This is a genomic window from Bacillus sp. JJ1566, assembly GCF_036962685.1.
Taxonomy (GTDB): Bacteria; Bacillota; Bacilli; order Bacillales; family Bacillaceae_L; genus Ferdinandcohnia.
The window spans coordinates 105,913-131,740 of record NZ_JBALOP010000001.1 but is presented as its reverse complement, the minus strand read 5'-3'; the positions used below and the strand labels follow the sequence as shown (position 1 = coordinate 131,740).

Here is a 25,828-nt window from a genome sequence, read left to right as displayed (position 1 = left end):
CCGAGCTTTAGCTCCAATAAAAAGTTTCGGGATTTCGAGCAAATGGAGGAATTATACTATGCGAAACCGAAATCTATGGTATTGGTTATTTTTAGCTCCAACCTTGCTGGCGCTTGCGGTTGTTGTAATCGTACCATTAATTTTTGGAACTTATTACTCTTTTACAAACTGGAATGGAATCAAGATTACCGAGTTTGTCGGACTTGAACACTATCAAAAGCTAATTCAGGATAAAGAATTCATGAATTCCCTATGGTTTACTGTGAAATTCTCAGTCGTGTCCATTTTTTTAATAAACTTTTTTGGGCTTTCATTAGCCTTACTTGTTACACAAAAACTTAAAACAAATAACATTTTACGTACCATCTTTTTCATGCCGAACTTAATCGGTGGACTAATCCTCGGATTTATTTGGCAATTTATTTTCATGAAGGTATTTGCGAGTATTGGAGATTTAACCGGTATTGCAGCTTTCAAAGGTTGGTTATCTACGGATACAACGGGCTTTTGGGCATTGGTTATTCTTATGAGTTGGCAAATGTCAGGTTATATCATGATCATCTATATTTCTTATCTAGAAAGTGTTCCACAGGAATTATTAGAAGCAGCGGAAATTGACGGGGCAAGCAGCTTCCAGCGTTTTAAAAATATTACTTTCCCTCTTGTTGCACCAGCTTTCACGGTTAGTTTGTTCTTAACTTTATCAAATACGTTTAAGCTTTATGACCAAAACCTAAGTTTAACTGGCGGTGGTCCATATAACTCAACACAAATGGTGGCAATGGATATCTTTAAAACAGCGTTCTCAGTCAACCAATATGCATACGGACAGGCAAAAGCGATTATTTTCTTCCTAATCGTAGCAGCTATTTCATTAACGCAAGTGTACATTAATAAGAAACGGGAGGTAGAGATGTAATGAAAAGTAAAAAAAGAAAATTATACTTGCTTGAAATACTAGGCATTGTCCTTGGACTCATTTGGCTCTCCCCTTTCTATTTAATGGTCGTAAACTCTTTTAAAACAAAACGTGAAATCTTCACAGATACATTAAAACTACCGGATGTTTTCACATTTGATAACTATGTTCAAGCATTTGAAGAGCTAGATTTTATCCGCACCTTTTTTAACTCTGTACTGATTACGGTTTTAGGTGTAGCGGTAATTGTCCTTTTTTCATCAATGGCAGCCTATGCGTTAAATCGCCGGAAAGGAAAAATCAGTGGTCTGATCCTCTTCATATTTATCGCGGCCATGCTGATTCCATTCCAATCAGTCATGATTCCTTTAGTTTCACTGTTTGGTAAAATGGAGTTACTAAATCGTTTTGGAATTATTTTTATGTATCTGGGCTTTGGTAGTAGTTTATCGATTTTCTTATATCACGGATCTTTGCAAGGAATTTCAAAATCATTAGATGAAGCCGCCACGATTGACGGCGCAAACAGATGGCAAATATTCTGGCACATCATTTTCCCGATGTTAAAGCCAATTTCAGTAACCGTAGCCATTTTAAATATTATTTGGATTTGGAATGACTATCTATTACCATCTCTTGTGATTAACCAAGAGGGAATGCACACAATTCCATTAAAGATGTTCTTCTTCTTTGGTCAATATACGAAACAATGGCATTTAGCCCTTGCTGGTTTAACGATTGCGATTATACCAGTGATTCTCGTGTATTTCTTCATGCAAAAACACATTATCAAGGGAATTGCAGAAGGCTCTGTAAAATAAACATGGATAACGAAGGGACTTAGCCCTTTTTATATAGAATATATTTTTTGGAGGGTATGTATGGCTATTACGATTAAAGATGTTGCTAAAGAGGCAAATGTGTCGCCTTCCACTGTCTCAAGGGTCATTGCTGACAACCCTCGAATTAGTGAAGAAACGAAACAACGCGTACGTGAAGCGATGGAAAGGCTTGGGTATCATCCTAATTTTACAGCGAGAAGCTTAGCTGTGAATAGCACGGCAACTATTGGGGTTGTAATGCCATTCTCGGCGTCTCATGTGCTTCAAGACCCCTTTTTCCCGGAAGTCATAAGAGGGATTAGCGTACAGGCTCGTGAACATAAGTACGGAATGTATCTTTCAGCGGGTGGAACCGAGGATGAAATCTTTGAGGAAGTTGTAGGGATGGTGCAAGGGCGCCGTGTCGATGGCTTGATTCTACTTTATTCTCGTACGGATGATCGGTTGATTCAATATTTACAGAAAATCGATTTTCCTTTTACAGTCATTGGTCGTCCTATTAATGGCGCAGAACGCGTAATCCATGTAGACAATGACAATATATACATTACAAGGGTTGTAACAGACTATTTAATTGGATTAGGTCATACGAAAATTGCGTTTATTGGTTTTGATGGTGACTTCGTGTTTATGCTCGATCGACTTGAGGGTTACAAGCAAGCTTTAAGTGAGGCTGGAATTCCTTTTGTGAAGGACTATATCGTTCAAAAGAGCGCGCTAACCGAAGGAAAAGAAGCAATCAAATCCTTTATCAGATCCGTTGAACCACCAACTGCATTAGTCTGTACAGATGATTTTATCGCAATTGAACTAATGAGTCATTTTGAGGAAGTGAATATCCGAGTGCCAGAGGATGTTTCAATCGTAAGCTTCAATAATGTGTTACTTGCACAATATTCAAAGCCTCCCCTCACGTCAGTGGATATTGATATTTTTCAGCTTGGATTGGAAGGTGCAAGCTGTTTACTCGAAAAAATAAAAAATCCGAATGTCCTTCCGAAACGGATTACAATACCAGCTAAGTTAATTGAACGAAAGTCGTGTACAAGGATTGAGTAGAAAGTGGGGTAATGGGACATGCAAAGCAAAGTATGGTGGAAAGAAAGTGTTGTGTATCAAATTTACCCAAGAAGCTTTAAGGATACAAATGTCATTGTTTGAGCTTCTGGATGGTTTCAGTTATAAAATGCAGGAATTATTAAGTAGCAATTATGAGGTAGACCATAATAAGTCAATTGAAAAAATAGAGTTAGAGCCATATGAGGCAAGAGTGTATCGGTTATCAATCTAAGTAGAACTGTATAGAAGAGAGGATAAAAAATGAAGCAGGTATGGTGGAAGGAAGCTGTTGCCTATCAGATCTATCCAAGAAGCTTTATGGATTCAAATGGTGATGGCATTGGTGATTTACAGGGGATCATTTCAAAATTGGATTATGTAAAGGATCTTGGCATTGACGTGATTTGGATTTGTCCTGTTTACAAATCTCCGAATGATGATAATGGATATGACATCAGTGACTATCAGGATATTATGGCTGACTTTGGGACGATGGCCGATTTTGATGCGCTTTTAGAGGAAACCCATAAGCGTGGAATGAAGTTGATTATTGACTTGGTTATCAACCATACAAGTGACGAGCACCCTTGGTTTGTCGAATCTCGTTCTTCAAAGGATAATCCAAAGCGCGATTGGTATATTTGGTGTGATGGAAAAGATGGGAAGGAACCAAATAACTGGGAAAGCATATTCAGTGGTCCGGCTTGGGAATTTGATGAGCAAACAGGCCAATATTACATGCATATTTTCTCTACAAAGCAGCCTGATTTAAATTGGGAAAATAAAGAGGTTCGGGATGAGTTATACAGCATGATCAACTGGTGGCTAGATAAAGGAATTGACGGATTCCGCGTTGATGCAATCAGCCATATTAAAAAGGTACCGGGCTTTCCAGATATGCCAAATCCAAACGACTTAAAATACGTTCCATCATATGATGGTCATATGAATCGCCCCGGAATCCAAGCATTTTTACAGGAATTAAAAGAAGAAACGTTTGCGAAATACGACATTATGACCGTTGGTGAAGCAAATGGTGTAAGTGCGAATGATGCGGATGAATGGGTCAGTGAGGAGCAAGGAAAGTTCAATATGGTATTCCAGTTTGAGCATCTCGGCTTATGGGATGTGGCAAAAAGAGAACTGGATGTGGTTAGTCTTAAGAAAGTTCTAACGAGATGGCAAAAAGGACTTGAAAACAAGGGCTGGAATGCGTTGTTTATCGAGAACCACGATCAGCCCCGTGTCGTCTCAACATGGGGAAATGACCAAGAATTTTGGAAGGAAAGCGCAACGGCTCTTGGTGCAATGTACTTCTTTATGCAAGGAACCCCGTTTATTTATCAAGGGCAAGAAATTGGGATGACAAATGTTCAATTTCAGACGATTGACGAATATAACGATGTTGCGACGAAAAACCTCTATAGAGAAAAGTGCAGTGAAGGCGTTACACACGAAGAAATCATGGAGGGAATTTGGGCGACAAGTCGTGATAACTCTCGTACGCCGATGCAATGGTCTGATGAAGAAAACGCTGGTTTTACAAAAGGGATGCCGTGGATGGGAGTAAATCCAAATTTTGTTGAAATAAATGTTAAAAAGCAGATGACTGATAAGGATTCTGTGCTGCATTTTTATAAAAAAATGATTGCCCTCAAAAAGAGTAACAAGGTGTTCACATATGGTGTGTATGAATTACTGTTAGAGGAAGATCCACAATTGTATGTATACACACGAACACTTGGTGACATGAAAGTAATTGTTGTAGCGAACTTGTCTGCAACGAATGCAGTTTGTCGTGTGGTTGAGGGTGAGTTTAGGCATGCTGGACTGATGTTAGCAAACTATCATGTTGAAGCACACGAATCTACTGATGAAATTGAATTAAGACCTTACGAGGCGAGAGTATATCGTTAGGTGTGAATTGATAGAAAACCTCTCTGCATAAATGTGGAGAGGACCCAGAGTGTAGACTGAGTCATGTATGACTTGGTCTACACTCCTTTTAATTTGTAAATCTTAGTTGTGGCCAAATATCCTGTATCTGTTAAAAAGGTGTCTTATATTCCTGTTTTACTCAACAAAATACACACTGAGTAAACTCTATATGAGTCAAAACAAAATATAGAACACCATTTTGCTAATGTAAACGATTTCAATTACATCGAAATTTGAAGATAATACATATGTAACTAATTAATAGGGGGTTAAAGAGATGAACAAGTTCCTAAAAACATTAGTGGCTGGCCTTTCGATTTCTACGTTATTGTTTGCAACTGCTTGTAGTGGTGGCGGAGACAAAGCGAATGAAGGTAGTAGCAAGGGAGATAAAGTCACTATCGAATATTGGCACACTTACAGTGACCAAGAAGAAAAGGTATTAAATGACGAGATTAAACCATTATTCGAAAAAGAGCATCCTGAAATTGAATTAAAATTAACTCGTATGCCTTATGAAGGCTTAAAACAACAAGTTATTGCTGGTGTATCGGGTAATGCAGCACCTGATTTAATGCGTATGGATATTATCTGGACTTCAGAATTTGCAGAAATGGGTGCATTACAAGAGGTAAGTGCTATGGAAGGCTTCGATGAAGTGAAAAACAGTGTATTCGAAGCTCCAATGGAAACGAACGTATTTGAAGGCAAATACTATGGTGTTCCTGTTAACACAAACACAAAAATTGCGATTTACAATAAATCACTCTTAGAAGCAGCTGGTTATACGGAAGCTCCTAAGACTATCGAAGAAATGTTAGATGCTGCTGAAAAAGCTAAAGAGAATGGTGCAAAAGGAAGTATCGCAATAGGTGGTTCCTTTGCTTGGGCATTCTTACCATACTTCTGGAGCTTAGGCGGAACATTAACAAATGACGATTTCACTAAGTTTGACGGTTATATTAATAGCCCAGAAAGTATAGCGGCAGTTGAAGAATTAAAAAGATGGAATGAAGAAGGTTTAGTTGCTCCAACAATTCTTGGTGGTGAACCAGGTACTTGGGATGGTATGCAAAATAGTGAATACCTTATGATCGATGATGGTCCTTGGTTCTACAGTATTTTAATGGCAGAAGAAGGGCTGAAATTTGATGCTTTAAATGATACAGTCCGTGGTTTAATCCCAGCAGGTGAAGCAGGAAGCAGATCTGTTATTGGTGGAGAAAACTTAGTAGTATTTGCAAACTCTAAGCATCCTGAAGAAGCTTGGACATTTGCAAAATGGATGTTAACGGAAGAACCACAAAAAATTATGGGTAAAGTTGGTATGATTCCTACTAACCAGACGGCAGCTAACGACCCAACATTCTTAGAAACGCCATATGTGAAAGAGTTTGTTGAACAATTAGAAACTGCTTTACCACGTACACCAATTCCTACATGGTCTGAAATTGAAACCGTTATTAACTTAAACTTTGAAAAAGTTATGCGCGGAGAAATGACTGCTGAAGACGCAATGAACGATGCAGCAAAACAAGCAGAAGCCATTTTAGCTGACTAATTCATAGATACGTGTAATGAATGGGGAGTACCCAATTCAATCATAGAGACTGTCAAACTAGGTCTGACTTCTCCGAAAAACACTAGGGAATGTAGGACAAGTATATATTCGTAGTGTTATGGAGAGTCTGACCTATTGCTTTGGCGCAGACTCTTTTTATTCATTATTAAAGGAGGGATACCATTTGAAACCAGATTCCGGTAACATCATCATTCCAAAACCACCGTTATCAAAACGGATTAAGATTGGGTTGAAGCAATGGAGCGAAGTTTTCCCTTTCATCTTTATAGGTTTAGTTGGGGCAGGTTTCTTTGTTGTATATCCACTTATTAAGGGAATCATCATGAGTTTCCAAGATTATAACATCATGCCTGGAGGAGAAAGTCCATTTGTTGGATTCGAAAATTATGCAAAGGCTTTTTCAGATCCGGCATTTCGCTATGCCGTTCGAAATACGATTCTTAATACTATCGTGACCGTTCCAATTAACTGGTTTTTAGGTCTCTTTTTTGCTGTGTTAATTAATCTTCAATTTATTAAATACAAAATTACCTTCCGCACTTTGTATTATCTACCGATTATTACGTCATGGATTGTTGTTGCATTCTTATTCCGTTATCTTTTCGCTGATGGTGATTATGGATTAATTAACTATCTACTTGTGAGTGCCGGTTTTATTGATGAACCAATTAGCTGGCTCCAAAATCAATGGACAGCAATGATCGTTATTTGGCTGTTCCATATTTGGAAAACAGTCGGCTGGGCAATCGTCATTTATTTAGCCGCGTTACAAGGGATTTCGAAAGAATTATATGAAGCAGCAGCAGTTGATGGTGCAACTGGTATTAAATCGTTTATCTATATTACCATCCCAATGCTAGGACCGATTACTGCTTTTGTCATTATTAACTTAGTCATGGGTGCATTTAATATTTTTCCTCAAGTTTACTTCATTACGAACGGTGGACCGATGGGTCAAACCGAAGTATTGCAAAGTATGATTTATAAAGAAGCATTTAATAACTTCAACTTTGGGTATTCGTCTGCACTAGGAGTAATGATGGGTGTTACAATCTTCCTCATTACATTTGCCCAACAGAAAAAGATTGGTAGCCAAAAATTCATGTAGTTAAAGGAGGGAAACCAATTGAAAACGAATTTTTTCGGAAAGCTGATCGTATATTCCATTTTGATTTTTGGTCTTCTTATCTTTGTTACACCTTTCATCTATATGATTATGACAACGTTTATTCAAGGTGCATTTTCATTACCGAGACCAGAAGAAGTTTTTATGGCAAAGCCTAGTCTTGAAAATTACGAAATTGTATGGACAAAAAATAACTTTTTCCGTTATTTCATGAACAGCTTACTTGTCGCAGGAGTTGCAACGTTCGGAAGTGTATTTCTTGGTGCGTTAACAGCGTATTCCTTTACTCGATTTACCTTTCCGGGCAAAGAATTTTTATTCCGAGTATTTATCTTTACGATGATGATCCCATTAGTACTTGCGATTGTACCTCAATTTACAATTATTAATTCTTTAGGACTTGTTAACACATATTGGGGGCTATGGCTGATTTATATTGGTGGAGGGGTTGTTGGTTCTACCTTCTTCCTACGTGGATTCTTTGAGTCGGTACCAAAAGAATATCAAGAGTCGATCGTAATGGATGGCGGTGGTAACTGGACGATTTTCAGACATATTTACTTGCCGCTTGCGAAACCTGCACTTGCAACACAAGCCATCTTTGCATTCTCAGGAACATGGGATGAATACTTTGTTGCGTTAACCATTATTAAAGATGAAGCAATGAGGACATTACCAATCGCCTTAATGATGTTCCAAGGTAAGTATGCAACTAACTGGGCATGGATCTTCGCCGCATCCATTATTGCAATCTTACCAGTCATTATCATCTATATCGTATTCCAAAAGAGATTCGTCCAAGGTGGACAAGCAGAAGGCGGTATTAAAGGATAAATATACTAGATTTGCTACTATTAATTATAATTGAAATTTGGTGAAATGGATGAAAAAGAAGAGAGTTATTTCAATGGTTGTAGCAGCTTCATTAGGATTTTCCCTCCTAACTGGTTGCTCAATCTCATCAGAAAATCTCTATGCATCAGATACTATTGAGCAGGGGAAATGGCTAACTCACCTTACAACAGACAAAGCTGCATACAAACCAGGCGATAAAGTAACATTAAATGTCTCGTTAGATAAAGAAATGGAAGATGGTACTCTAATCGTTCAATATAAGCATTTACATGAGCTTGTAAGCGAAGAAGAACTCGAAATTAAGAACACGAATAAAATCTCTTGGGAATGGACGCCTGAAGAGGATGACTTCAAAGGCTATATGGTCGAAGTATATGTAAAGAACGGAAAAGAAGTAGTGGATCATCTAAATATAGCTGTTGATGTTTCATCAGATTGGAGCAAGTTTCCGAGATACGGATATTTAGCAGATTTTTATGAAATCGAAGATGCTGAACAGGAAAAAATTATTGATAAATTAAATCGTTTCCATGTGAATGGATTACAATTTTATGATTGGCAATATAAGCATGAGCAGCCAGTAAAGTTAGAGGATGGGAAGCTTGCTGAAACATGGCCAGATATTGCCAATCGTGAAGTGAGTAAGCAGACTATTGAAAAGTATATCTCGCTTGCACATGACAAAAATATGAAGGCTATGAATTATAACTTGCTTTTCGGTGCGTATGATAATTATGAAGAAGAAGGGGTAAAAAGAGAATGGGGACTTTTTAAAGACCCACTACTTGAAAACCAGGATATGCATCCACTACCTGATTCATGGGCGAGTGACATATATCTTATGGATCCATCAAATGAAGAATGGCAAGACTTTTTAATTGAAGCTGAAAAAGAGGTATTTGAACATTTTGAGTTTGATGGCTGGCATGTCGACCAGCTTGGTGACCGCGGTGCACTTTGGAATGGAAAAGGAGACCGAGTAGAACTTGGACAAGCCTATATTCCATTATTAGAAAAGGCAAAAGAAAAGCTTGGTGTTGATCTTGTCATGAATGCAGTTGGCCAATTTGCTGCTGCTAATATTGCAACACAAGCACCTGTTAATTTTTTATATGCAGAATTATGGGATGCACATAATAAGTACAGTAGCTTAAAGGACGTGATTGACCAAAATACAACATTTGGTCAAGGGAAATATAATACAGTACTAGCGGCATATATGAACTATGATCTTTCTGATTCTGTGGGTGAATTCAATACACCAGCTGTGTTATTAACGGATGCAGTAATATTTGCTTCTGGTGGATCTCATATCGAGCTTGGGGAGAATATGCTTTCCAAGGAATATTTCCCACATAAGAAATTAGAAATTACAGATGAATTAAATGAACAATTAATTCGATATTATGATTTCATGGTTGCGTATCAGAATTTACTTCGTGATGGATTGGAAACAACTAGTAAGGAAGTAACCAGTAAAGATGTTGAAGTTACTGAGCGTGCTGAGCAAGGAAAAGTTTGGGCATTTTCTAAACAAAAGGAACATGTTGATGTCGTTCAATTGATTAATTTTTCAGATGCAACAACAATGGAATGGCGTGATGATGCGGGAACACAAGTAGAACCCAAAGTAAAAGAAGACCTTGAGGTAACGATTGAAACAAGAGGCGACGTTGAAAAAATATGGGTAGCTTCCCCAGATGTGTACAATGGTTCAGCCATGGAGCTTGATTTTAAGCAAAAAGATGGACAAGCTACAGTAACAATACCATCATTAAAATATTGGGAAATGGTGGTTATTGAATACAAAGAATAGAGTTGCGTAATGAGGGATGAAACGATGAAAAAAATCAAATTCCAAAATAGATTTACAACTAAAGTTGTGATTTCTATCATGATCGTCGTATTTATCTCTTCCATCTTAAATAGTTTTTTTTACTATATTATTTCATCAAAGGTCGTTAAGGAAAATGTAAGAGAATCGTCATTGCAAATTGTTAAACAAGCAGCCGATTCTCTCTCCTTCATTTTTACAACGGGTAGCGATACCTCTGACCTTATTTATAGTAATGAGAGATTACAAAACATCGTTATGTCAGATTTAAATGATATTTCGATTTTCCAACGTGATCAAAATAATAACTATGTAAAACAGCTGTTAAATTCATTTATTTACAATAGCTCTTTTGTTCGGATTATCTACATTATTCAAGAACAGGGAACTAGCTGGGGAAGTGGTACTTTTTCACCATATAAATTGTCGCAGTACCCATTAGAACAGTCAAATTGGGTCGCGGAGTCTCTTAATAAGAATGGGGTAACCGTCTGGGAAGGCTTGCAATATGACCGTTTTAGTGGAGCCGGTGAAAATACCGAATTAATTTTACCAATCAGCCGAGTAATGAAGGACTTTCACACACTAGACAATATTGCATACTTACAAGTTGCTTTAGATGGCCGTGCCATCTTAGAGAAAATTAATGAAATCAAGCTTGGGAAAACAGGCCGTTTCTTTGTAGTAGATGATAACGGTACGATAATGATTGATTCAAATCTTGATAATATTAACAAGAATATCGATAATCCAGAATTATATGAGTCCATACAAAATGAAAATATCATCGAATTTGAATTTCTTCATGACGACCTTGATTATTATGGGGTAAAACAGCCATTAAGTAATGGATGGACAATAGTTGGAATGGTTCCAATTGATGAGATTACGGGGGAATTAGTGAATGTTCAAACACTCACGATTTTCATTACGATTCTTTTTACAATTATTGCTTTAACGATTGGCTTAATTGCAGCAAGACGTGTCACAAATCCAATTCATCTATTAACGAAACAAATGAAGCTTGTAGAAGAAGGTAACTTAAAAGCCCGAACAGAAGTACACACGACTGATGAGATTGGATTGTTGAGCAATCAGTTTAATCGGATGATTAGCCAGGTTGAAATTTTACTAGAACAAGTAAAAGAAGAGCAAAATCACAAAAAAGAAGCTGAGCTTCGAGCGATCAAACATCGAATTAATCCACATTTTCTATTTAACACATTAAGTACAATACGCTGGCTCGTGAAATTTAACCAAACTGAACGTGCAAACACAGCGTTATCTGCTTTAATTCGATTATTAGAAGCCAATATGGGGAAAAGTGGCGAGCTTATTACGATAAACAATGAATTGGATATTGTAAAAAAGTTCATGGATATCCTTCAAATTCGCTATGAGCAAGCCTTTGAACTACAACTCAAGATTGATCCAGAGATTGAAGAGTTTCTAGTTCCTCAAATGCTTATTCAGCCAATCGTGGAAAATGCAGTCTTTCATGGAATCGTTCCAACAGGTAAAGAAGGCTTGATTCAAATTAACGGTTGGAAAAACCATAATGTTGTAATCATCGAAATTATCAACAATGGAATTGTAATTCAAGAAGAAACGATTAAGCAAATCAAACAAATCAAAGAAAATGAACATTCATTCGTAGGAATTGGTTTGTCACATGTGATTGATTCCATTCATTTGTATTATGCTCAAGATTCAACATTTGATATTTCTAGTATGAAGGATGGAACAAAAGTAACTCTAACTTTAATCCCGAAAGATGAAGGTGGAAAACATGTTTAATGTTGTCATAGTTGATGATGAACCTGTTATCCGTTATGGTCTAAAGGCTTCTGTGAACTGGGAAGAAGAAGGCATGCATCTACTAGGAGATTATCCAAATGGGTATGAAGCGTATGAAGCAATTAAAGATAAACACGTAGACATCCTGGTTACCGATATTAAGATGCCAGTTATGGATGGGCTTACTTTAATGAAAAAGACGCTAGAAATCTTCCCGAAGGCAAAGGTTATTCTTGTAAGTAGCTATAATGATTTTGAATATGTGCGGGAAGGCCTTACTCACGGAGCCGTTGATTATGTCTTAAAACCGACATTAGAGCCAGAAGAGTTTTTACAAATAATCAAAAAGTGCATTGGTAAACTAGTTAAGGAAAAAAATATTGAAGAAAAACTGACATTATTAGATGAAACCTATTCTCGTAAGGAACGAAAGGACTTTGAATACCACGTAAAATCAATCCTTTTACAAGATGTTAAGCAGGACAACAAAGTGTTACTTTCATATTTTCATCTACATCCATGGCTCCTTATTCATGGAAGAGTAAATGATAGTAAGAAGGTGGAGGAACAATATGGAGTATTCTACAAATCATTTATTCTTGATGAAATCCATGAGCAGTTTTACACTTTTTTTTCTGAAGGAATATGCTTTCCAATAAGTGATTCAGAAATCATCTTTTTACTACCTAAAACAAAAGATGTAGATAAAATCCTCTTGGATGTTAAACAATTTATCAAGCAAGAAACTGCAACTTCCTTTGCGCTAGGTTATGAAGAAATACGCCATATTGACGAATTAGAGACAGGTTTTAAGCGGAGTATGAATGCATCGAAAAGGAGATTTTTCCATCCAAACGAAGAGGTATTTCAATTTAAGCCACTAAAAATTAATAAAAATAGCATTTTGAAGGTCTCTGAAATAAAACAATTTCTTCTCCCTTATGAAGAACAAAAGGTTACAGATTTTATTCAAAGTCGGTATCAGGTATGGAAACAGGATGAGGTGGAACCAGCTACTATAAAAGATGAGGCGTGTGAGATCTTAACAAATCTCTTTAATGAAAAAGTAGAAATTTCATATCTAATGGAAAAATGCTTACTTATCAGTACAAGTGAAACCGTTGATGAGCTATATGAAGTATTGATTGAACAAATTCACGAAATCAATCTTCATTATCTTCAACAAAAGGATATCGTAAAAGCAGATAATGAGCTTATTGAGGAAGCCCTTCAATATATACACCAGAGCTACACAGAAGAGCTTACACTACAAGATGTTGCAGACCATATTCATATTAGCCGAAACTATTTCAGTATATTATTTAAAAAACAGACCAATCAAAATTTTATTGATTATGTCATTGAACTTCGTGTGAAAAAGGCGAAAGAATTACTGGTTCACACGAAAATGAAGGTATATGAAGTAGCAAAACAGTCTGGATTTAAGGATGTTAAGTATTTTAGTAAGCTTTTTAAAAAAATGACAGGCTATTCTGCGGGCGATTATCGTAACGATCATCAAAAATAGTGAATGTTAAGGGGAAATGTAGAATGGTCTTAATACGGACTGCTGTCATTTTCTGCGTAGTAATCCTCATAGTAGGAGGTTGTGGAAACCAATCGATTATTGATAAACCAACCACAATTAATAATGGTGAGGGAAGTCAACATAAAATCACGATATGGCATACGTATAGTGAGGAAGAAACAGAGGTATTCGAGAATCAAGTTCTTCCACTGTTCGAAGAAGAACATCCTGAAATTGATGTTATCCCTGTTCGCCAGGCACATAGTGAACAATTACGTTCTGCCATTATCTCACGTGCATCCTCTAACCAAACACCTGATATCGTAAGAATGGATATCGCATGGTTACCATTATTTGCGGAGCTAAACCTATTATATCCTGTCAGTGATTTTGAAGATTTTACTAAAATATCAAGAACTTTATATGATGAGCCTCTTCAGTCTAACTTTTATGAAGATAAATATTATGGTTTACCATTAAATACAAATACGAAAGTATCAATCTTTAACAAACGTTTATTGAAAAAAGCGGGCTTGAATCACCCACCTCAAACAATGGAGGAAATTCTTTCGATTGCTGAACAAAATGGCTATCAAATTGGAATAACTGGACTTACATCATGGGAAATCCTCCCCTACTTTTACAGCCTTGGTGGAAAGTTGATGGATGAGGGCTTTACACATGCAAAGGGATTTTTGGATAGCCAAGATAGTATTGATGCCGTTAAAATATTACTTTCGTATCAACAAAAGGGTGTAATTAGTGACAGGTGGATTACAAAAGATGTGAATGCATGGCAAGGTATTCAGGATGAAACCTATTTTATGATAGATGAAGGTCCTTGGTTTTATAGTGTTCAATCTGAAGAACAGCTCCAAGCAATCAAAGACCTAACTGTATTTGCTCCGTATCCTGTCACACATGGGGTTGGATCGATATTAGGTGGAGAAAACCTAGTGATTACAAAAGGCACGAAGGAAATCGAGGCGGCTTGGACTTTTCTAAAATGGATGGTTCAAGAGGAGCCACAAAGCTTGATGCTTCAAACAGGTCTTATACCCACTAATACGAATATTAGATCATCGAAGCTAATTGATCAGTATCCATATTATAAAATATATGCACAAAGTATTGAACAATCATTTTTGCGGCCGCCAGTGCCCGAATGGAACCAAATCGATAAAATTTTTCAGGATTATTTGACAGCTATCTTTCTTGGTAACATGACAGCTGAACATGGATTGAAAGAAGCAGCCGAAGAAATAGAGAATGTATTAAAACAAGAGAGAGGAAGGTCGTAATGGAAGAGAAAAAGTGGTGGAAAGAAAGTGTTGTATATCAAATTTATCCACGTAGCTTCAAGGATAGCAATGGAGATGGAATTGGTGATCTGAAGGGGATCATTTCCAAACTAGATTATTTAAAAACACTCGGGATTGATGTGTTATGGCTATCTCCAGTGTATAAGTCGCCAAATGATGATAATGGATATGATATTAGTGACTATCAAGACATTATGGATGAGTTTGGGACAATGGCAGACTGGGATGAATTATTAGCTGGCTTGCACGATCGTGGAATGAAGCTTGTTATGGACTTAGTTGTAAACCATTCATCTGATGAACATAACTGGTTTGTTGAATCACGCAAATCAAAGGACAACCCATATCGTGATTATTATGTATGGCGTCCAGGGGAAGATGGGCATGAACCAAATAACTGGAATTCTGTTTTCAGTGGCCCAGCCTGGGAGTATGACGAAAACACAGATGAATATTATTTACACCTGTTCAGCAAAAAGCAACCAGATCTAAACTGGGAGAATCCAAAGCTTCGCGAGGAAGTATATGAAATGATGACATGGTGGCTTGATAAAGGAATCGACGGCTTCCGTATGGACGTCATTAACTTCATCTCAAAAGACTGGGAGAGTGGAAATTTCATTAATGGACCTCGTGTTCATGAATATCTGCAAGAAATGAACCAAAAGGTATTGTCAAAGTATGACATTATGACTGTTGGTGAATGCCCAGGTGGGGGTGTAGAAGACGCAAAGGGATATGCAAATAGTGATGGTTCTGAACTAAACATGATTTTTACATTTGAGCATATGGATCTTGATTCGGGCCCAGGAGGCAAATGGGATGTTAAGCCTTGGACATTAGCAGACCTTAAAGATAACTTCTCTAAATGGCAATATGGATTGGAAGGTAAGGGTTGGAATAGTCTTTATTTAAATAACCATGACCAACCAAGAATGGTCTCTCGTTTTGGTGATGACAAAAACTATCGTGTTGAATCTGCAAAAATGCTTGCTACCTTTTTACACATGTTGAAAGGAACTCCATATGTGTATCAAGGTGAAGAATTCGGTATGACAAATGTCCGCTTTGAAACAATCGAAGAATACAATGACATCGAAATTCTTAATATGTATAAAGAAACAGTTATTGATGGCGGAGCAGACCATGATAAGGTAATGGAGTCTATCTACATTAAGGGTAGAGATAATGCAAGAACACCTGTCCAATGGGATGATAGTGAACATGCAGGCTTCACAACTGGAACACCGTGGTTAAAGGTAAACCCAAATTATACAGAAATCAATGCAAAGCAAGCATTAGCTGATCCAAATTCAATCTTCTATTACTACCAACAACTAATTAAGCTCCGTAAAGAGCACGAAATTATTGTATACGGGAGATATGATTTAATTTTAGAAGACCATAATCAAATCTATGCATATACCCGTACATTAAATGATGAGAAATTAGTTGTCATGTGTAATTTCACTAGTGAGAACACTGAATTAACATTACCATTGGACATTGTTCCATCTTCAGCTACACTTCTTATCGGAAATTATGAAAGTAATGAAGAGAAGCTAGAGAAGCTTGATAATATTTCATTAAAACCATATGAAGCTAGAGTGTATTTAGTAAAATAACAAAATGATAGAAGCAGCCAACAATCGGGCTGCTTCTTTTGATGTGCACCAAAAAAGTAGTGTCATATATTAATCATTAAGAGTCGTATATTACACACTTTTCGTAGCGGTCTATTCAATTATCGATAATCGAATTACAGTAGTAGTAAGCTACACAAAAGGAGGCTTCTTATGTCTAGTAATGGTACTGTAAAATTTGGATTAATTGGTTTGGGTGGCATGTCCAACCATCATCTAGGGTTAATTGAGAGACTGGATACCGCAGCAGTTGGAGCAATTTGTGATGTAAATGAGCAAGTGGTTAACAAGGTAGCAGAGAAATATAATGTTCCAAAAAATATGCGTTTTACAGAATATGAGGATGTAATCAAAAACTCAAATGTAGACGCTGTCATTTCCATGGTACCAAATAAATTTCATGCAGAAATTATTCGGCTTTGTATTCAATATGGAAAACCTCTATTAAGTGAAAAACCGTTTACATTAACATTTAAGGAAGCTGATGATATAAAAGAATTATATAATCAAAGTCCAATCCCTTGTATGGTTGGGTTCTCATACCGATATATACCGGCTTTCCGTTATGTAAAAAACCTACTTGTAGGAAATAAATTAGGTACGATACGACATATCTCAGTACAATACCTACAAGAATGGGGTTCACCATTGTTTGATGTCCCTTATAATTGGCGTTTTAGTAAAGAAATCTCAGGTTCAGGTGCACTAGGTGATCTTGGATCCCATATGATTGATACAGCTCGTTATTTAATCGGAGAGTTTAATGTGGTTTCAAGCATGATGACGACATTTGTGAAGGAACGAAATATAGAAAACGGGATACACCCAGTTGATGTCGATGATTTTACGAGTTTTCAAGCAATGCTTGAAAACGGTGTCATTGGAAACTTTGTCACATCCCGGAATGCGATTGGCTACGGAAATCGATTAGAATTTACGATTTTTGGAGATTACGGAACTGTCTCAGCATGCTGTGAAAAAGGAGACGAGGTTACCCTTTGTTTAAAATCAAATGAAAATAAGGATGCCAGCTTTGAGAAAATCCAAGTATCTAATGAATATAATGTTAATCAATTACTTGATTTTATTCATTTAATCCAAGACAAGGATCCGGACCATACGCCAACCTTCCATGATGGATATATAAATCAAAAAATTATCGATTGTATTATTCAATCCTCACAATCAGGCCGAAGTGTCAAAGTCAATCAGTGAAGGGAGTGTTTAAATGAACACTGTGAAAATAGCTGTAATTGGGGCTAGTTGGTTTGCAGATCTATGGTATTTGCCAGTTCTCAAGAAACATCCGAATGTTATCATTCAAGCGATTTGCAGCGCAACAGGAACAAGCGCCAAGAGAATGGCTGAAAAGTATGGAATTAAACATGTATATACCGACTATCAAGAGATGCTCGAAAAGGAGAAGCTGGATGGTGTCTGTATTGTCACACCAAATGATTCCCATAAAGAAATCACACTTGCAGCTGTTGAAAATGGAGTACATGTAATATGTGAAAAGCCAATGGCACTTAATGCTCATGAGGCAAAGGAAATGCTAGAGAAAGCTAGCAAGAATAAGGTTATCCATGCAGTAAATTTTACCTATCGCGAGCATCCTGCCATCCAAATGATGAAAAAACTAGTAAAGGACGGTCTAATTGGTACGATCCACGAAGCATCCTTTGAATATTTAGGCGATTATGGATTACATGGACCACCAGGATGGAGAGGAACCATTTCAAAAGGTGGGATTGGTGGAATTTTGCAAGATTTGGGCTCTCATATTATCGATTTAGCTGAAGAAGTGTTAGATGAAAGAATTAAAGAAGTGACAGGCACCTTGAAGTTTTATGAAAATGGCAAACTTTATAGCCTGAACGAAAAGAATACAACTGAACAAGCTGCCGATTCAACCTCATTTTTTGCGAGGTTTTCATCTGGAATCGAAGCAACGTTTTTTTCAAGCTGGGTCGCACCACAAGGAAATAAAAACCAAACGATTGAGATTCGATTACACGGAAGCAGTGGGAGCATCCACTTTCTTTCAAGTGAGTTGGGAACATCCTTAACATATGGGAAAACGAGCAATAAATTGGTTGAAGTAGAGGTTGAAGGTGCATTCAGGCTTGACTATTCGTCTGAGCCAAATGAAGAAAAATTCAGGCCATGGCGATTAACGAATAAAAACGAGGTATGGAAATGGGTTGATCATATCAATGGATCAACAAATGAGGCGTTAGCAACCTTTGAAGATGGCTACCATGTCCAACAGGTGATTGATGCTGTCATAGACTCTGCCAAAAAACAATCAATGATATCAATTGGAAAGGAGTAGTTGAAATGAATATAACAGTATGGAATGAATTTCGTCATGAACAAAATAATGAAACTGTAAAGAAGATTTATCCAAATGGAATCCATGGAGCGATTCAACAATTTTTACAAGAACATGGCTTCGAAGCAGTTCGTACAGCTACATTAGACGAGCCTTTACATGGCTTAACAGATGGAGTATTAGAGAATACAGATGTGTTAATTTGGTGGGGACATCTTGCTCATGATGAGGTAAGTGATGAGATTGTCCAAAAAATAAAGCGTAGAGTATATGAAGGAATGGGCTTGATTGCTTTGCATTCCGCTCATTATTCAAAGATTTTCCGTGAATTAATGGGAACAGATTGTGGGTTGAAATGGCGAGAAGCAAACGATAAAGAAAGACTCTGGGTCATGGATCCGGGTCATCCAATTGTCGATGGCATTAATGAATTTATTGAATTGGAAGAGGAAGAAATGTACGGGGAACACTTTGATATTCCCCAGCCTGAGGAATTAATTTTTGTTAGCTGGTTCTCAGGTGGAGAAGTTTTCCGTAGTGGTTGTACGTATAAGCGTGGTAAAGGGAAAATCTTTTATTTCCGTCCAGGTCATGAAACATACCCAACCTATTACAATAAGGAAATCCAACGCGTTATTTGTAACGCAGTAAACTGGTGTGCTCCATTAAATCAAAGCCCAAAATTAGTAATGGGAAATGTCGGGCCATTAGAGAAACATCTAAATATTTAGTTAGGCCAGCTTTTTTGTGCCTATCTATCATCTCTAATATTTGAGTAAAAAGGTGGAAGGGTGAAAATACATTGTCGCAGTTACCAAAGGCATTTATATTCGATTTGGATGGAGTCATCACAGATACAGCTGAATATCATTTTTTAGCATGGAAGGCACTAGCTGAAGAACTTGGTATTTCGATAGATCGAGCGTTTAATGAGGACTTAAAGGGCATCAGTCGTTTAGAGTCCTTAGAAAGAATACTAGCGTTGGACCCATCTAAGGTTACAATGTCTACCGAGAAAAAGGAATATTATGCAAATCAAAAAAATGAACATTATAAAAAGCTGATAGAATCAATCGGCCCGAAGGATATTTTACCTGGGATTGAAGCGCTATTAAAGGAAATTAAACTGAATGGAATCAAGATTGCTCTGGGATCTGCAAGTAAAAATGCACATGCCGTATTAGGTCAATTAGGACTTACTCATTATTTTGATTATATTGTAGATGCAGCGAATATATCAAAAGGGAAGCCAAATCCTGAAACATTTTTAGTTGCAGCAGATGGTGTAACTGTGCCTGCCAAGGAATGTATTGGTGTTGAGGATGCAGTTGCAGGTGTACAAGCCATCAATGATGCCGGTATGTTTTCTGTGGCAATCGGTCCACAAGAGCAATTTCCAAATGCAAATATGCGAATAGATAACACGGTAGAACTAAACTTTAATGGAATTATTAGTCGCTTTGCGGAATGGAACAAAAATGGTGAGGTGTAGACAATGACTTGGACGCTTTCAAAGGCTGACCTAGATAACCCAAATCTATTAATCAATGAAAGTCTTCTTTCATTAGGTAATGGATATATTGGAGTAAGAGGAAATTTTGAAGAAGGATATCCTGAAGATTACAAATCTATTAGAGGAACCTATATTAACGCATTTCACGATATTACCGAAATTAAGTATGGAGAAAAATTGTACGGTTTTCCTGAGAAACAACAAAAACTAGTCAATGTGATCGATAGCCAAACAATCCAAATTTTTATTGATGGAGACCGTTTTTCGTTATTTGAAGGTGAAATCCTTGAATTTAGCAGACATTTACACATGGATGCTGGATATTCAAATCGAAGCATTCATTGGAAATCTCCAAAAGGGAAAGAAGTGAAGCTTCATTTTAAGAGAATGACTTCTTTTGTGATAAAAGAGTTGTTTGCGATAGAAGTAACTGTTGAACCAATTAGTCAGATTGAGAGTGTAATTATTAGGTCAACTGTAAATGGAGATGTTTCAAACTTTGTGGACAAAGGTGATCCTCGTGTTGCATCAGGACATGCAAAGCTTCTACGAGTCACAAAGGCTTCAAAGATAGGAAACTACAGCATCGTGAGAAATAAAACCTCTGAGTCAGAGCTTGAGGTTGCATGTGTGACATCCACACTACTAGATGCATCGGACTTCGCGTATAAGTGTAATGTAACAGATGTAAGTATTGAGGAAAACTATGTGTATAAAGGTCAAGCACCCATCCGTTTTACAAAACTAAACGTGTATACTGACACATTAAGACATGGAAACGATGTAATTGGAAAAGGGGTTACCATTCTAGAAAGCCTAAAAGGCCAAACATACGAGGACTTTCTAGCCTCTCAAAAAGAATATTTGGACAAGTATTGGGGCAATTCGGATATTCGCATTATGGGAGATGACAGCCTCCAACTAGGAATTCGTTTTAATATGTACCACCTTTTACAATCAGCAGGGAAAGATTCTGTAAGTAATATTGCTGCAAAAGGATTGTCTGGTGAAGGATATGAAGGACATTATTTTTGGGACACGGAAATCTATATGCTGCCTGTCTTTATTATGACGAATCCTAAAATTGCAAAAAGTTTATTACTTCATCGTTATTCTCTATTAGATAGCGCGAGAGAAAGAGCACAGCAGGTTGGTCACAAGAAAGGCGCATTGTTCCCATGGAGAACAATCACTGGTGGCGAAAGCTCAGCCTTTTTCCCAGCTGGAACAGCTCAATATCATATTAGTGCAGATATCGCATATAGCTATATTCAATACTACTTGGTGACGAGAGATGATGCATTTTTACAGGACTATATGGCTGAGGTTTTATTTGAGACAGCACGCCTATGGATTGATACAGGTCATATGCTTAACGGTGAATTCAGAATTGATGATGTAACAGGTCCTGATGAATATACATGTATCGTAAACAACAATTACTATACAAATGCAATGGCAAAGCACAATCTATTATGGGCTGCGAAAGCTTACGAGCTTTTAAAAGAAAACGGTAGTTTACAAAAAGTGGCCACAAAAATAAGTCTTTCTAAAGAGGAAGTAGCAGAATGGGAAGAAGCCGGGAAAAAGATGCACCTTCCCTATGATGAAATATTGAAAATCAACGCACAGGATGATACGTTTTTGAAGAAGGGTATATGGGATCTTGAAAATACGCCGAAGGAAAACTTCCCACTACTATTACATTATCACCCGTTAACACTGTATCGTTACCAAGTATGTAAACAAGCTGATACTGTCTTGGCTCACTTTTTATTAGAGGATTATGAGAGTCTTGAAACTATTAAGAATTCATACGAGTACTATGAAAAGATTACCACCCATGATTCCTCTTTATCTTATTGTGTATTCAGTATCATGGCAGCAAAATTGGGCTATAAAGAAAAAGCGTATGATTATTTTATCAAAACAGCTCGCCTGGACCTTGACAATACACATGGAAACACAAAGGATGGCCTCCATTTTGCGAACATGGGAGGAACCTGGTTATCAATCGTTTACGGCTTTGCTGGTCTCCGTGTAAAAGAATCTGGCATTTCATTCGCGCCAACATTGCCAGAACAATGGACTTCCTTGCAATTTAAGATCCAATATCAAGGAAATCAAATCAATGTCATGATGGAGCCCGGATCAGTTACGTACATGCTTGAAGAGGGTGCGGGTATAACCTTTAAACATTACGAGGAACAACTTACATTAGAAAAAGGAAAGTCAATAACCGTATAAGATCGAATCCCCAAGTGATTAGGAGGGCCTCGTCGCTCCTATGTGGTCCTCCTGACACGTTTTTTCAGGAGGACCACATGCCTTCCGCTCTATACAACAAAGTAAATAAGCGTTCATGATATGACATGTCTTTTACGTATTTGTTGAAATGGAACCAGAGGAACATGTGCTGGTAGTTGCCCAGAGAAAAGTCTTTCATCGGGGTTTTGTAAGCCTATTGAGGATCCATCATTTCAAAAAAGTCCTTATGCTTATGTGCAGAAGGACTTTTAAATGTGATTTATAATTGATTCTTCTTCCTTATTAATTTATCTCTATCTGAAGCCATTGGAGGTTGTTCCAACCATCCATTTTTTATCAGGATATTAGCTCCATCTTCAGAATACATCTGGACTTCTAAGGATAGCCTGTTATACATTACGGTAATATCACCTCTAGGACTTTGGCTTACGGCTGTACCGTAATAGCCTACGCTCAAAGAAATCAAACCAGATGTCAAGAACATCATCAGTTTATCTGAAAATGTGTGAGTGGTACTATTTGTTATTTCGGAATCCCACCCCATTGGTGCAGGTAGTTTACTTTCCTCTAGCTTACTCCTAAATAGTTTAATATGCTTATTCCCAATTTCTAATCCTTTTAAAAAGAATTGTTTTACATCTTTATTTTGTGCAACCTGACTAAATCCAGTAAGTACAGCAACTCCCAATGCGTTTCGTTGAAGATTCCCAAATAAATTAGCGACTTCAGCCGCTGTTAATGGTCTTTTCTCACCAACCACATCTAACATAAACCATTGCTTTTTCACAAATTCAACCTTTTCCAAATTAGGTAAGCTGGGTGGCCTGACAAGCAATCCTTTTGACAATAATAGGTCTGTTGAATTTTTAAATAATTGCATTGTTTCAGTAAGGCATTCCGAGTAATAGGTTCTAATGTCATTTCTAACAGATGCTGCTAAACTACCAGCATATGAGGTAAGTCCGATTTTAGCCATTTGGTTAATAAAATTAAGTGCAAAACTGTCTGAGTAAAGCCTAGAAGCAGTTAAGTCAACATCCTCTTTTAGACTAAAACCATATGGGACAACATTTTTTTCTTCCTGTAAAATTGCTGTAATTTTTTGAATGTGTGATTGAGACAAATCTAAAGCGAATTTAATGATAGGCTTAATTTCTTCATCCTCAGCTTTTTCTAAAAAATACGAAAGAACACAAATGCTTGCGCTATCATTTAAGTATTGAATCCAAAGTTGTGCAATTTCACCTGCTGTTAGCCTAATTTGGCTTCCCTTTCCCTCCATAAGTGACCTCCAAAAAAGATATACTATAAACTAAATTTCCCATAAATTGCTTATAGTATGTATTTGTTCCATTAGCCGTTTTTGAGAGGCTTAGGGGGGTAGGTCTTTTTTGTTTTTACGACTAGCCCTTCACTGATCCAGCAAGAAGGCCGCGAACAAAGTATTTGCCGAGGAAGATGTAGACGAGCAAGGTTGGAAGAGCTGCAAGTAAGGCCCCTGCCATTTGCACGTTCCATTGGACAATTTGACTACCTGATAAATTTTGTAGGGCGACCATGATTGGTTGTTGGTCTGATGTCGTAATCGTAACTGCAAACAAGAACTCATTCCAAATATTTGTGAATTGCCAGATGGCTACAACAACAAACCCTGAAATGGACAGTGGCACCATAATATATCTGAAAACCCGTAGGAAGCCAGCCCCGTCTATTTTTGCAGATTCAATCATTTCATCCGGAATATTCGCGTAAAAGTTCCTGAACATAAGTGTCGTAATCGGAATGCCATATACTACATGCACAAAAATGAGTCCTGTAATCGAATTATAGAGTCCGACCTCACGTAAAAATTGAATCATCGGAATCAAAATACTTTGGTAGGGGATAAACATCCCGAATAAAATCAAGGTAAATAACGTATTTGCTCCTTTAAAACGCCACTTCGATAAGACATAACCATTCAATGCTCCTAATAAAGCGGAAAGTATGGTCGCAGGTACGACTAAATAAATGGAGTTAAGAAAATTAGGGACCAGCTTTTCAAAAGCGACCTGGTAGCTGCTAAGATCGAGTGTAGCAGGTAATTTCCACATCTCACTTAATGATATTTGATCAAGTGGCTTAAGGCTTGTCACGATAATGACGTAAATGGGCATTAAATAAAAAAGACTGAGTCCAATTAACACAAGGTAAAGCAACGGACGAGTAATCGTTTTAATGGTCATGAGGCTTCACCCTTTCTACTTGAAATCAGATAAGGAACGATAAAAATGGCAACAGAGATGAGCATGATAATCGCAATAGCAGCCCCGTTTGCATAATAATTTCCGCGGAATGTTGTTTCAAACATATAAACACCAGGAACGTCAGTCACAAAGTTTGCCCCTGGGCCAGTCATCGCATAGATTAAATCAAATATTTTAAGGGAGATATGGGCCATGATAATGACGACACTCACCGTAATTGGACGAAGGATTGGCAGAATAATCTTTATGTAGATTTGAAACTCCTTAGCCCCGTCCATGCGTGCGGCTTCTCTCACTTCTTCAGGTATTCCACGAAGTCCCGCAAGATACATGGCAAGCGAGAATCCTGTCATCTGCCAGACAGCAGCAATGATTACAGCGATGATGGCGAATGGAATCCCAAACTCAATTTCCCCCCAATTAAATCCAAATAGGATTTCGGTATTTGTATACCATTTTGAATCCAATCCAATTTTTTCCAAAAATAAGTTGACCCCAGTAGATGGGTTTAACAGCCATTGCCATACGACTCCCGTTACAACAAAAGATAAGGCCATTGGAAAAAAGAAAATGTTTCGGAAGATGGACTCCCCTTTTAATAGACTTTGATCGAGTAATATGGCTAAAAGCTGGCCGATCACGATAACAGCCCCAATAAATAAGACGGTAAAGACCAAAGTATTCCGCAAATCGGCTTGGAAACGGAAGTCTCCAAATAAATAAAGATAGTTTTTTAGCCCAGCAAACGACATATCTGGAACAAGTGAATTCCAGTTACTAAGAGAAACGTATCCCGTCCATCCGATAAACCCGTAAACAAAAATGATAATTAAGAGAATAGAGGGCAAAAGGAAGGCAATGGCCAATAATTGATCTGTATTGAATACACGTTTCTTTTTAGGAAGGATTTCTGCTTGTTTTTGAGTGGATTTCTTCGACTGTTTCGCTAGTTCCATTGATAATCCTCCTCTTCTATGTGTAATAGTAAAAGAAGGGGGTGAGAGAGCTCTCATCCCCTTTT

The 25,828-nt window shown here is 37.4% G+C and carries 21 protein-coding genes; 18 read left to right on the top strand and 3 right to left on the bottom strand.

The window, feature by feature from the left end:
- Positions 1-58: 58 nt before the first annotated feature.
- The 18 genes from V7112_RS00620 (at position 59) to V7112_RS00535 (ending at position 22,540) form a co-directional block, all read left to right on the top strand.
- Positions 59-919, top strand: coding sequence for a carbohydrate ABC transporter permease (locus V7112_RS00620; RefSeq protein WP_335413859.1), 861 nt, complete (start codon positions 59-61; stop codon positions 917-919).
- On the top strand, positions 919-1,740 hold the full coding sequence (locus V7112_RS00615; protein WP_335413857.1) for a carbohydrate ABC transporter permease: 822 nt from the start codon (positions 919-921) through the stop codon (positions 1,738-1,740). The genes V7112_RS00620 and V7112_RS00615 overlap by 1 nt, the downstream gene beginning before the upstream one ends.
- Positions 1,741-1,800: 60 nt before the next feature.
- On the top strand, positions 1,801-2,820 hold the full coding sequence (locus V7112_RS00610; protein ID WP_335413854.1) for a LacI family DNA-binding transcriptional regulator: 1,020 nt from the start codon (positions 1,801-1,803) through the stop codon (positions 2,818-2,820).
- A 46-nt stretch (positions 2,821-2,866) separates the two neighbouring features.
- Complete coding sequence (locus V7112_RS00605) at positions 2,867-3,052, top strand: hypothetical protein (protein ID WP_335413851.1); 186 nt, start codon at positions 2,867-2,869, stop codon at positions 3,050-3,052.
- A gap of 29 nt (positions 3,053-3,081) precedes the next feature.
- Positions 3,082-4,737, top strand: a complete 1,656-nt coding sequence (locus tag V7112_RS00600) for a glycoside hydrolase family 13 protein (RefSeq protein WP_335413848.1) — start codon at positions 3,082-3,084, stop codon at positions 4,735-4,737.
- 298 nt (positions 4,738-5,035) lie between these two features.
- Positions 5,036-6,319, top strand: a complete 1,284-nt coding sequence (locus V7112_RS00595; RefSeq protein WP_335413845.1) for an extracellular solute-binding protein — start codon at positions 5,036-5,038, stop codon at positions 6,317-6,319.
- A 184-nt stretch (positions 6,320-6,503) separates the two neighbouring features.
- Complete coding sequence (locus V7112_RS00590) at positions 6,504-7,448, top strand: carbohydrate ABC transporter permease (RefSeq protein WP_335413842.1); 945 nt, start codon at positions 6,504-6,506, stop codon at positions 7,446-7,448.
- An 18-nt stretch (positions 7,449-7,466) separates the two neighbouring features.
- On the top strand, positions 7,467-8,300 hold the full coding sequence (locus tag V7112_RS00585; RefSeq protein WP_335413840.1) for a carbohydrate ABC transporter permease: 834 nt from the start codon (positions 7,467-7,469) through the stop codon (positions 8,298-8,300).
- A gap of 49 nt (positions 8,301-8,349) precedes the next feature.
- Positions 8,350-10,137, top strand: a complete 1,788-nt coding sequence (locus tag V7112_RS00580) for a glycoside hydrolase family 66 protein (RefSeq protein ID WP_335413836.1) — start codon at positions 8,350-8,352, stop codon at positions 10,135-10,137.
- A gap of 24 nt (positions 10,138-10,161) precedes the next feature.
- Complete coding sequence (locus tag V7112_RS00575; protein WP_335413834.1) at positions 10,162-11,952, top strand: cache domain-containing sensor histidine kinase; 1,791 nt, start codon at positions 10,162-10,164, stop codon at positions 11,950-11,952.
- A complete protein-coding gene (locus tag V7112_RS00570) occupies positions 11,945-13,480 on the top strand; it encodes a response regulator transcription factor (RefSeq protein ID WP_335413831.1) in 1,536 nt (511 codons plus the stop codon). The genes V7112_RS00575 and V7112_RS00570 overlap by 8 nt, the downstream gene beginning before the upstream one ends.
- Before the next feature lie 23 nt (positions 13,481-13,503).
- Positions 13,504-14,781, top strand: coding sequence for an extracellular solute-binding protein (locus V7112_RS00565; protein WP_335413829.1), 1,278 nt, complete (start codon positions 13,504-13,506; stop codon positions 14,779-14,781).
- The gene (locus tag V7112_RS00560; protein ID WP_335413825.1) at positions 14,781-16,427 is read left to right on the top strand and encodes a glycoside hydrolase family 13 protein; all 1,647 of its coding nucleotides are present in this window, start codon (positions 14,781-14,783) and stop codon (positions 16,425-16,427) included. Before V7112_RS00565 ends, V7112_RS00560 begins: the two co-directional genes overlap by 1 nt.
- Before the next feature lie 171 nt (positions 16,428-16,598).
- Positions 16,599-17,660 carry a Gfo/Idh/MocA family protein gene (locus tag V7112_RS00555; protein WP_335413823.1) on the top strand — a complete coding sequence of 354 codons (1,062 nt, stop codon included), beginning with the start codon at positions 16,599-16,601 and terminating at the stop codon, positions 17,658-17,660.
- A 13-nt stretch (positions 17,661-17,673) separates the two neighbouring features.
- Positions 17,674-18,780, top strand: coding sequence for a Gfo/Idh/MocA family protein (locus tag V7112_RS00550; RefSeq protein WP_335413820.1), 1,107 nt, complete (start codon positions 17,674-17,676; stop codon positions 18,778-18,780).
- 5 nt (positions 18,781-18,785) lie between these two features.
- On the top strand, positions 18,786-19,511 hold the full coding sequence (locus tag V7112_RS00545; protein WP_335413817.1) for a ThuA domain-containing protein: 726 nt from the start codon (positions 18,786-18,788) through the stop codon (positions 19,509-19,511).
- A gap of 71 nt (positions 19,512-19,582) precedes the next feature.
- A complete protein-coding gene (gene pgmB, locus V7112_RS00540) occupies positions 19,583-20,272 on the top strand; it encodes a beta-phosphoglucomutase (protein ID WP_335413814.1) in 690 nt (229 codons plus the stop codon).
- A gap of 3 nt (positions 20,273-20,275) precedes the next feature.
- Positions 20,276-22,540: a glycoside hydrolase family 65 protein gene (locus tag V7112_RS00535; protein WP_335413811.1), complete on the top strand. Its 2,265-nt coding sequence runs from the start codon at positions 20,276-20,278 to the stop codon at positions 22,538-22,540.
- 280 nt (positions 22,541-22,820) lie between these two features.
- On the opposite strand, the gene V7112_RS00530 is transcribed toward V7112_RS00535, so the two are convergent.
- The 3 genes from V7112_RS00530 to V7112_RS00520 all read right to left on the bottom strand — a co-directional run bounded on the left by V7112_RS00530 (position 22,821) and on the right by V7112_RS00520 (position 25,763).
- Positions 22,821-23,843, bottom strand: coding sequence for a DUF3231 family protein (locus tag V7112_RS00530; protein ID WP_335413809.1), 1,023 nt, complete (start codon positions 23,841-23,843; stop codon positions 22,821-22,823).
- Positions 23,844-23,964: 121 nt separating this feature from the next.
- Positions 23,965-24,786, bottom strand: coding sequence for a carbohydrate ABC transporter permease (locus V7112_RS00525; protein ID WP_335413806.1), 822 nt, complete (start codon positions 24,784-24,786; stop codon positions 23,965-23,967).
- Positions 24,783-25,763 carry a carbohydrate ABC transporter permease gene (locus V7112_RS00520; RefSeq protein WP_335413802.1) on the bottom strand — a complete coding sequence of 327 codons (981 nt, stop codon included), beginning with the start codon at positions 25,761-25,763 and terminating at the stop codon, positions 24,783-24,785. The genes V7112_RS00525 and V7112_RS00520 overlap by 4 nt, the downstream gene beginning before the upstream one ends.
- Between the last annotated feature and the right edge of the window lie 65 nt (positions 25,764-25,828).

Excerpts from the sequence above, each read along its gene's own strand:
- V7112_RS00595 (WP_335413845.1), top strand. The coding sequence starts at position 5,036 with ATGAACAAGTTCCTAAAAACATTAGTGGCTGGCCTTTCGATTTCTACG.
- V7112_RS00570 (WP_335413831.1), top strand. The coding sequence starts at position 11,945 with ATGTTTAATGTTGTCATAGTTGATGATGAACCTGTTATCCGTTATGGT.
- V7112_RS00530 (WP_335413809.1), bottom strand. The coding sequence starts at position 23,843 with ATGGAGGGAAAGGGAAGCCAAATTAGGCTAACAGCAGGTGAAATTGCA.
- V7112_RS00560 (WP_335413825.1), top strand. The coding sequence starts at position 14,781 with ATGGAAGAGAAAAAGTGGTGGAAAGAAAGTGTTGTATATCAAATTTAT.
- V7112_RS00580 (WP_335413836.1), top strand. The coding sequence starts at position 8,350 with ATGAAAAAGAAGAGAGTTATTTCAATGGTTGTAGCAGCTTCATTAGGA.
- V7112_RS00620 (WP_335413859.1), top strand. The coding sequence starts at position 59 with ATGCGAAACCGAAATCTATGGTATTGGTTATTTTTAGCTCCAACCTTG.
- V7112_RS00615 (WP_335413857.1), top strand. The coding sequence starts at position 919 with ATGAAAAGTAAAAAAAGAAAATTATACTTGCTTGAAATACTAGGCATT.
- V7112_RS00525 (WP_335413806.1), bottom strand. The coding sequence starts at position 24,786 with ATGACCATTAAAACGATTACTCGTCCGTTGCTTTACCTTGTGTTAATT.
- V7112_RS00545 (WP_335413817.1), top strand. The coding sequence starts at position 18,786 with ATGAATATAACAGTATGGAATGAATTTCGTCATGAACAAAATAATGAA.
- V7112_RS00520 (WP_335413802.1), bottom strand. The coding sequence starts at position 25,763 with ATGGAACTAGCGAAACAGTCGAAGAAATCCACTCAAAAACAAGCAGAA.
- V7112_RS00610 (WP_335413854.1), top strand. The coding sequence starts at position 1,801 with ATGGCTATTACGATTAAAGATGTTGCTAAAGAGGCAAATGTGTCGCCT.
- V7112_RS00535 (WP_335413811.1), top strand. The coding sequence starts at position 20,276 with ATGACTTGGACGCTTTCAAAGGCTGACCTAGATAACCCAAATCTATTA.
- V7112_RS00600 (WP_335413848.1), top strand. The coding sequence starts at position 3,082 with ATGAAGCAGGTATGGTGGAAGGAAGCTGTTGCCTATCAGATCTATCCA.
- V7112_RS00565 (WP_335413829.1), top strand. The coding sequence starts at position 13,504 with ATGGTCTTAATACGGACTGCTGTCATTTTCTGCGTAGTAATCCTCATA.
- V7112_RS00555 (WP_335413823.1), top strand. The coding sequence starts at position 16,599 with ATGTCTAGTAATGGTACTGTAAAATTTGGATTAATTGGTTTGGGTGGC.
- V7112_RS00575 (WP_335413834.1), top strand. The coding sequence starts at position 10,162 with ATGAAAAAAATCAAATTCCAAAATAGATTTACAACTAAAGTTGTGATT.
- V7112_RS00550 (WP_335413820.1), top strand. The coding sequence starts at position 17,674 with ATGAACACTGTGAAAATAGCTGTAATTGGGGCTAGTTGGTTTGCAGAT.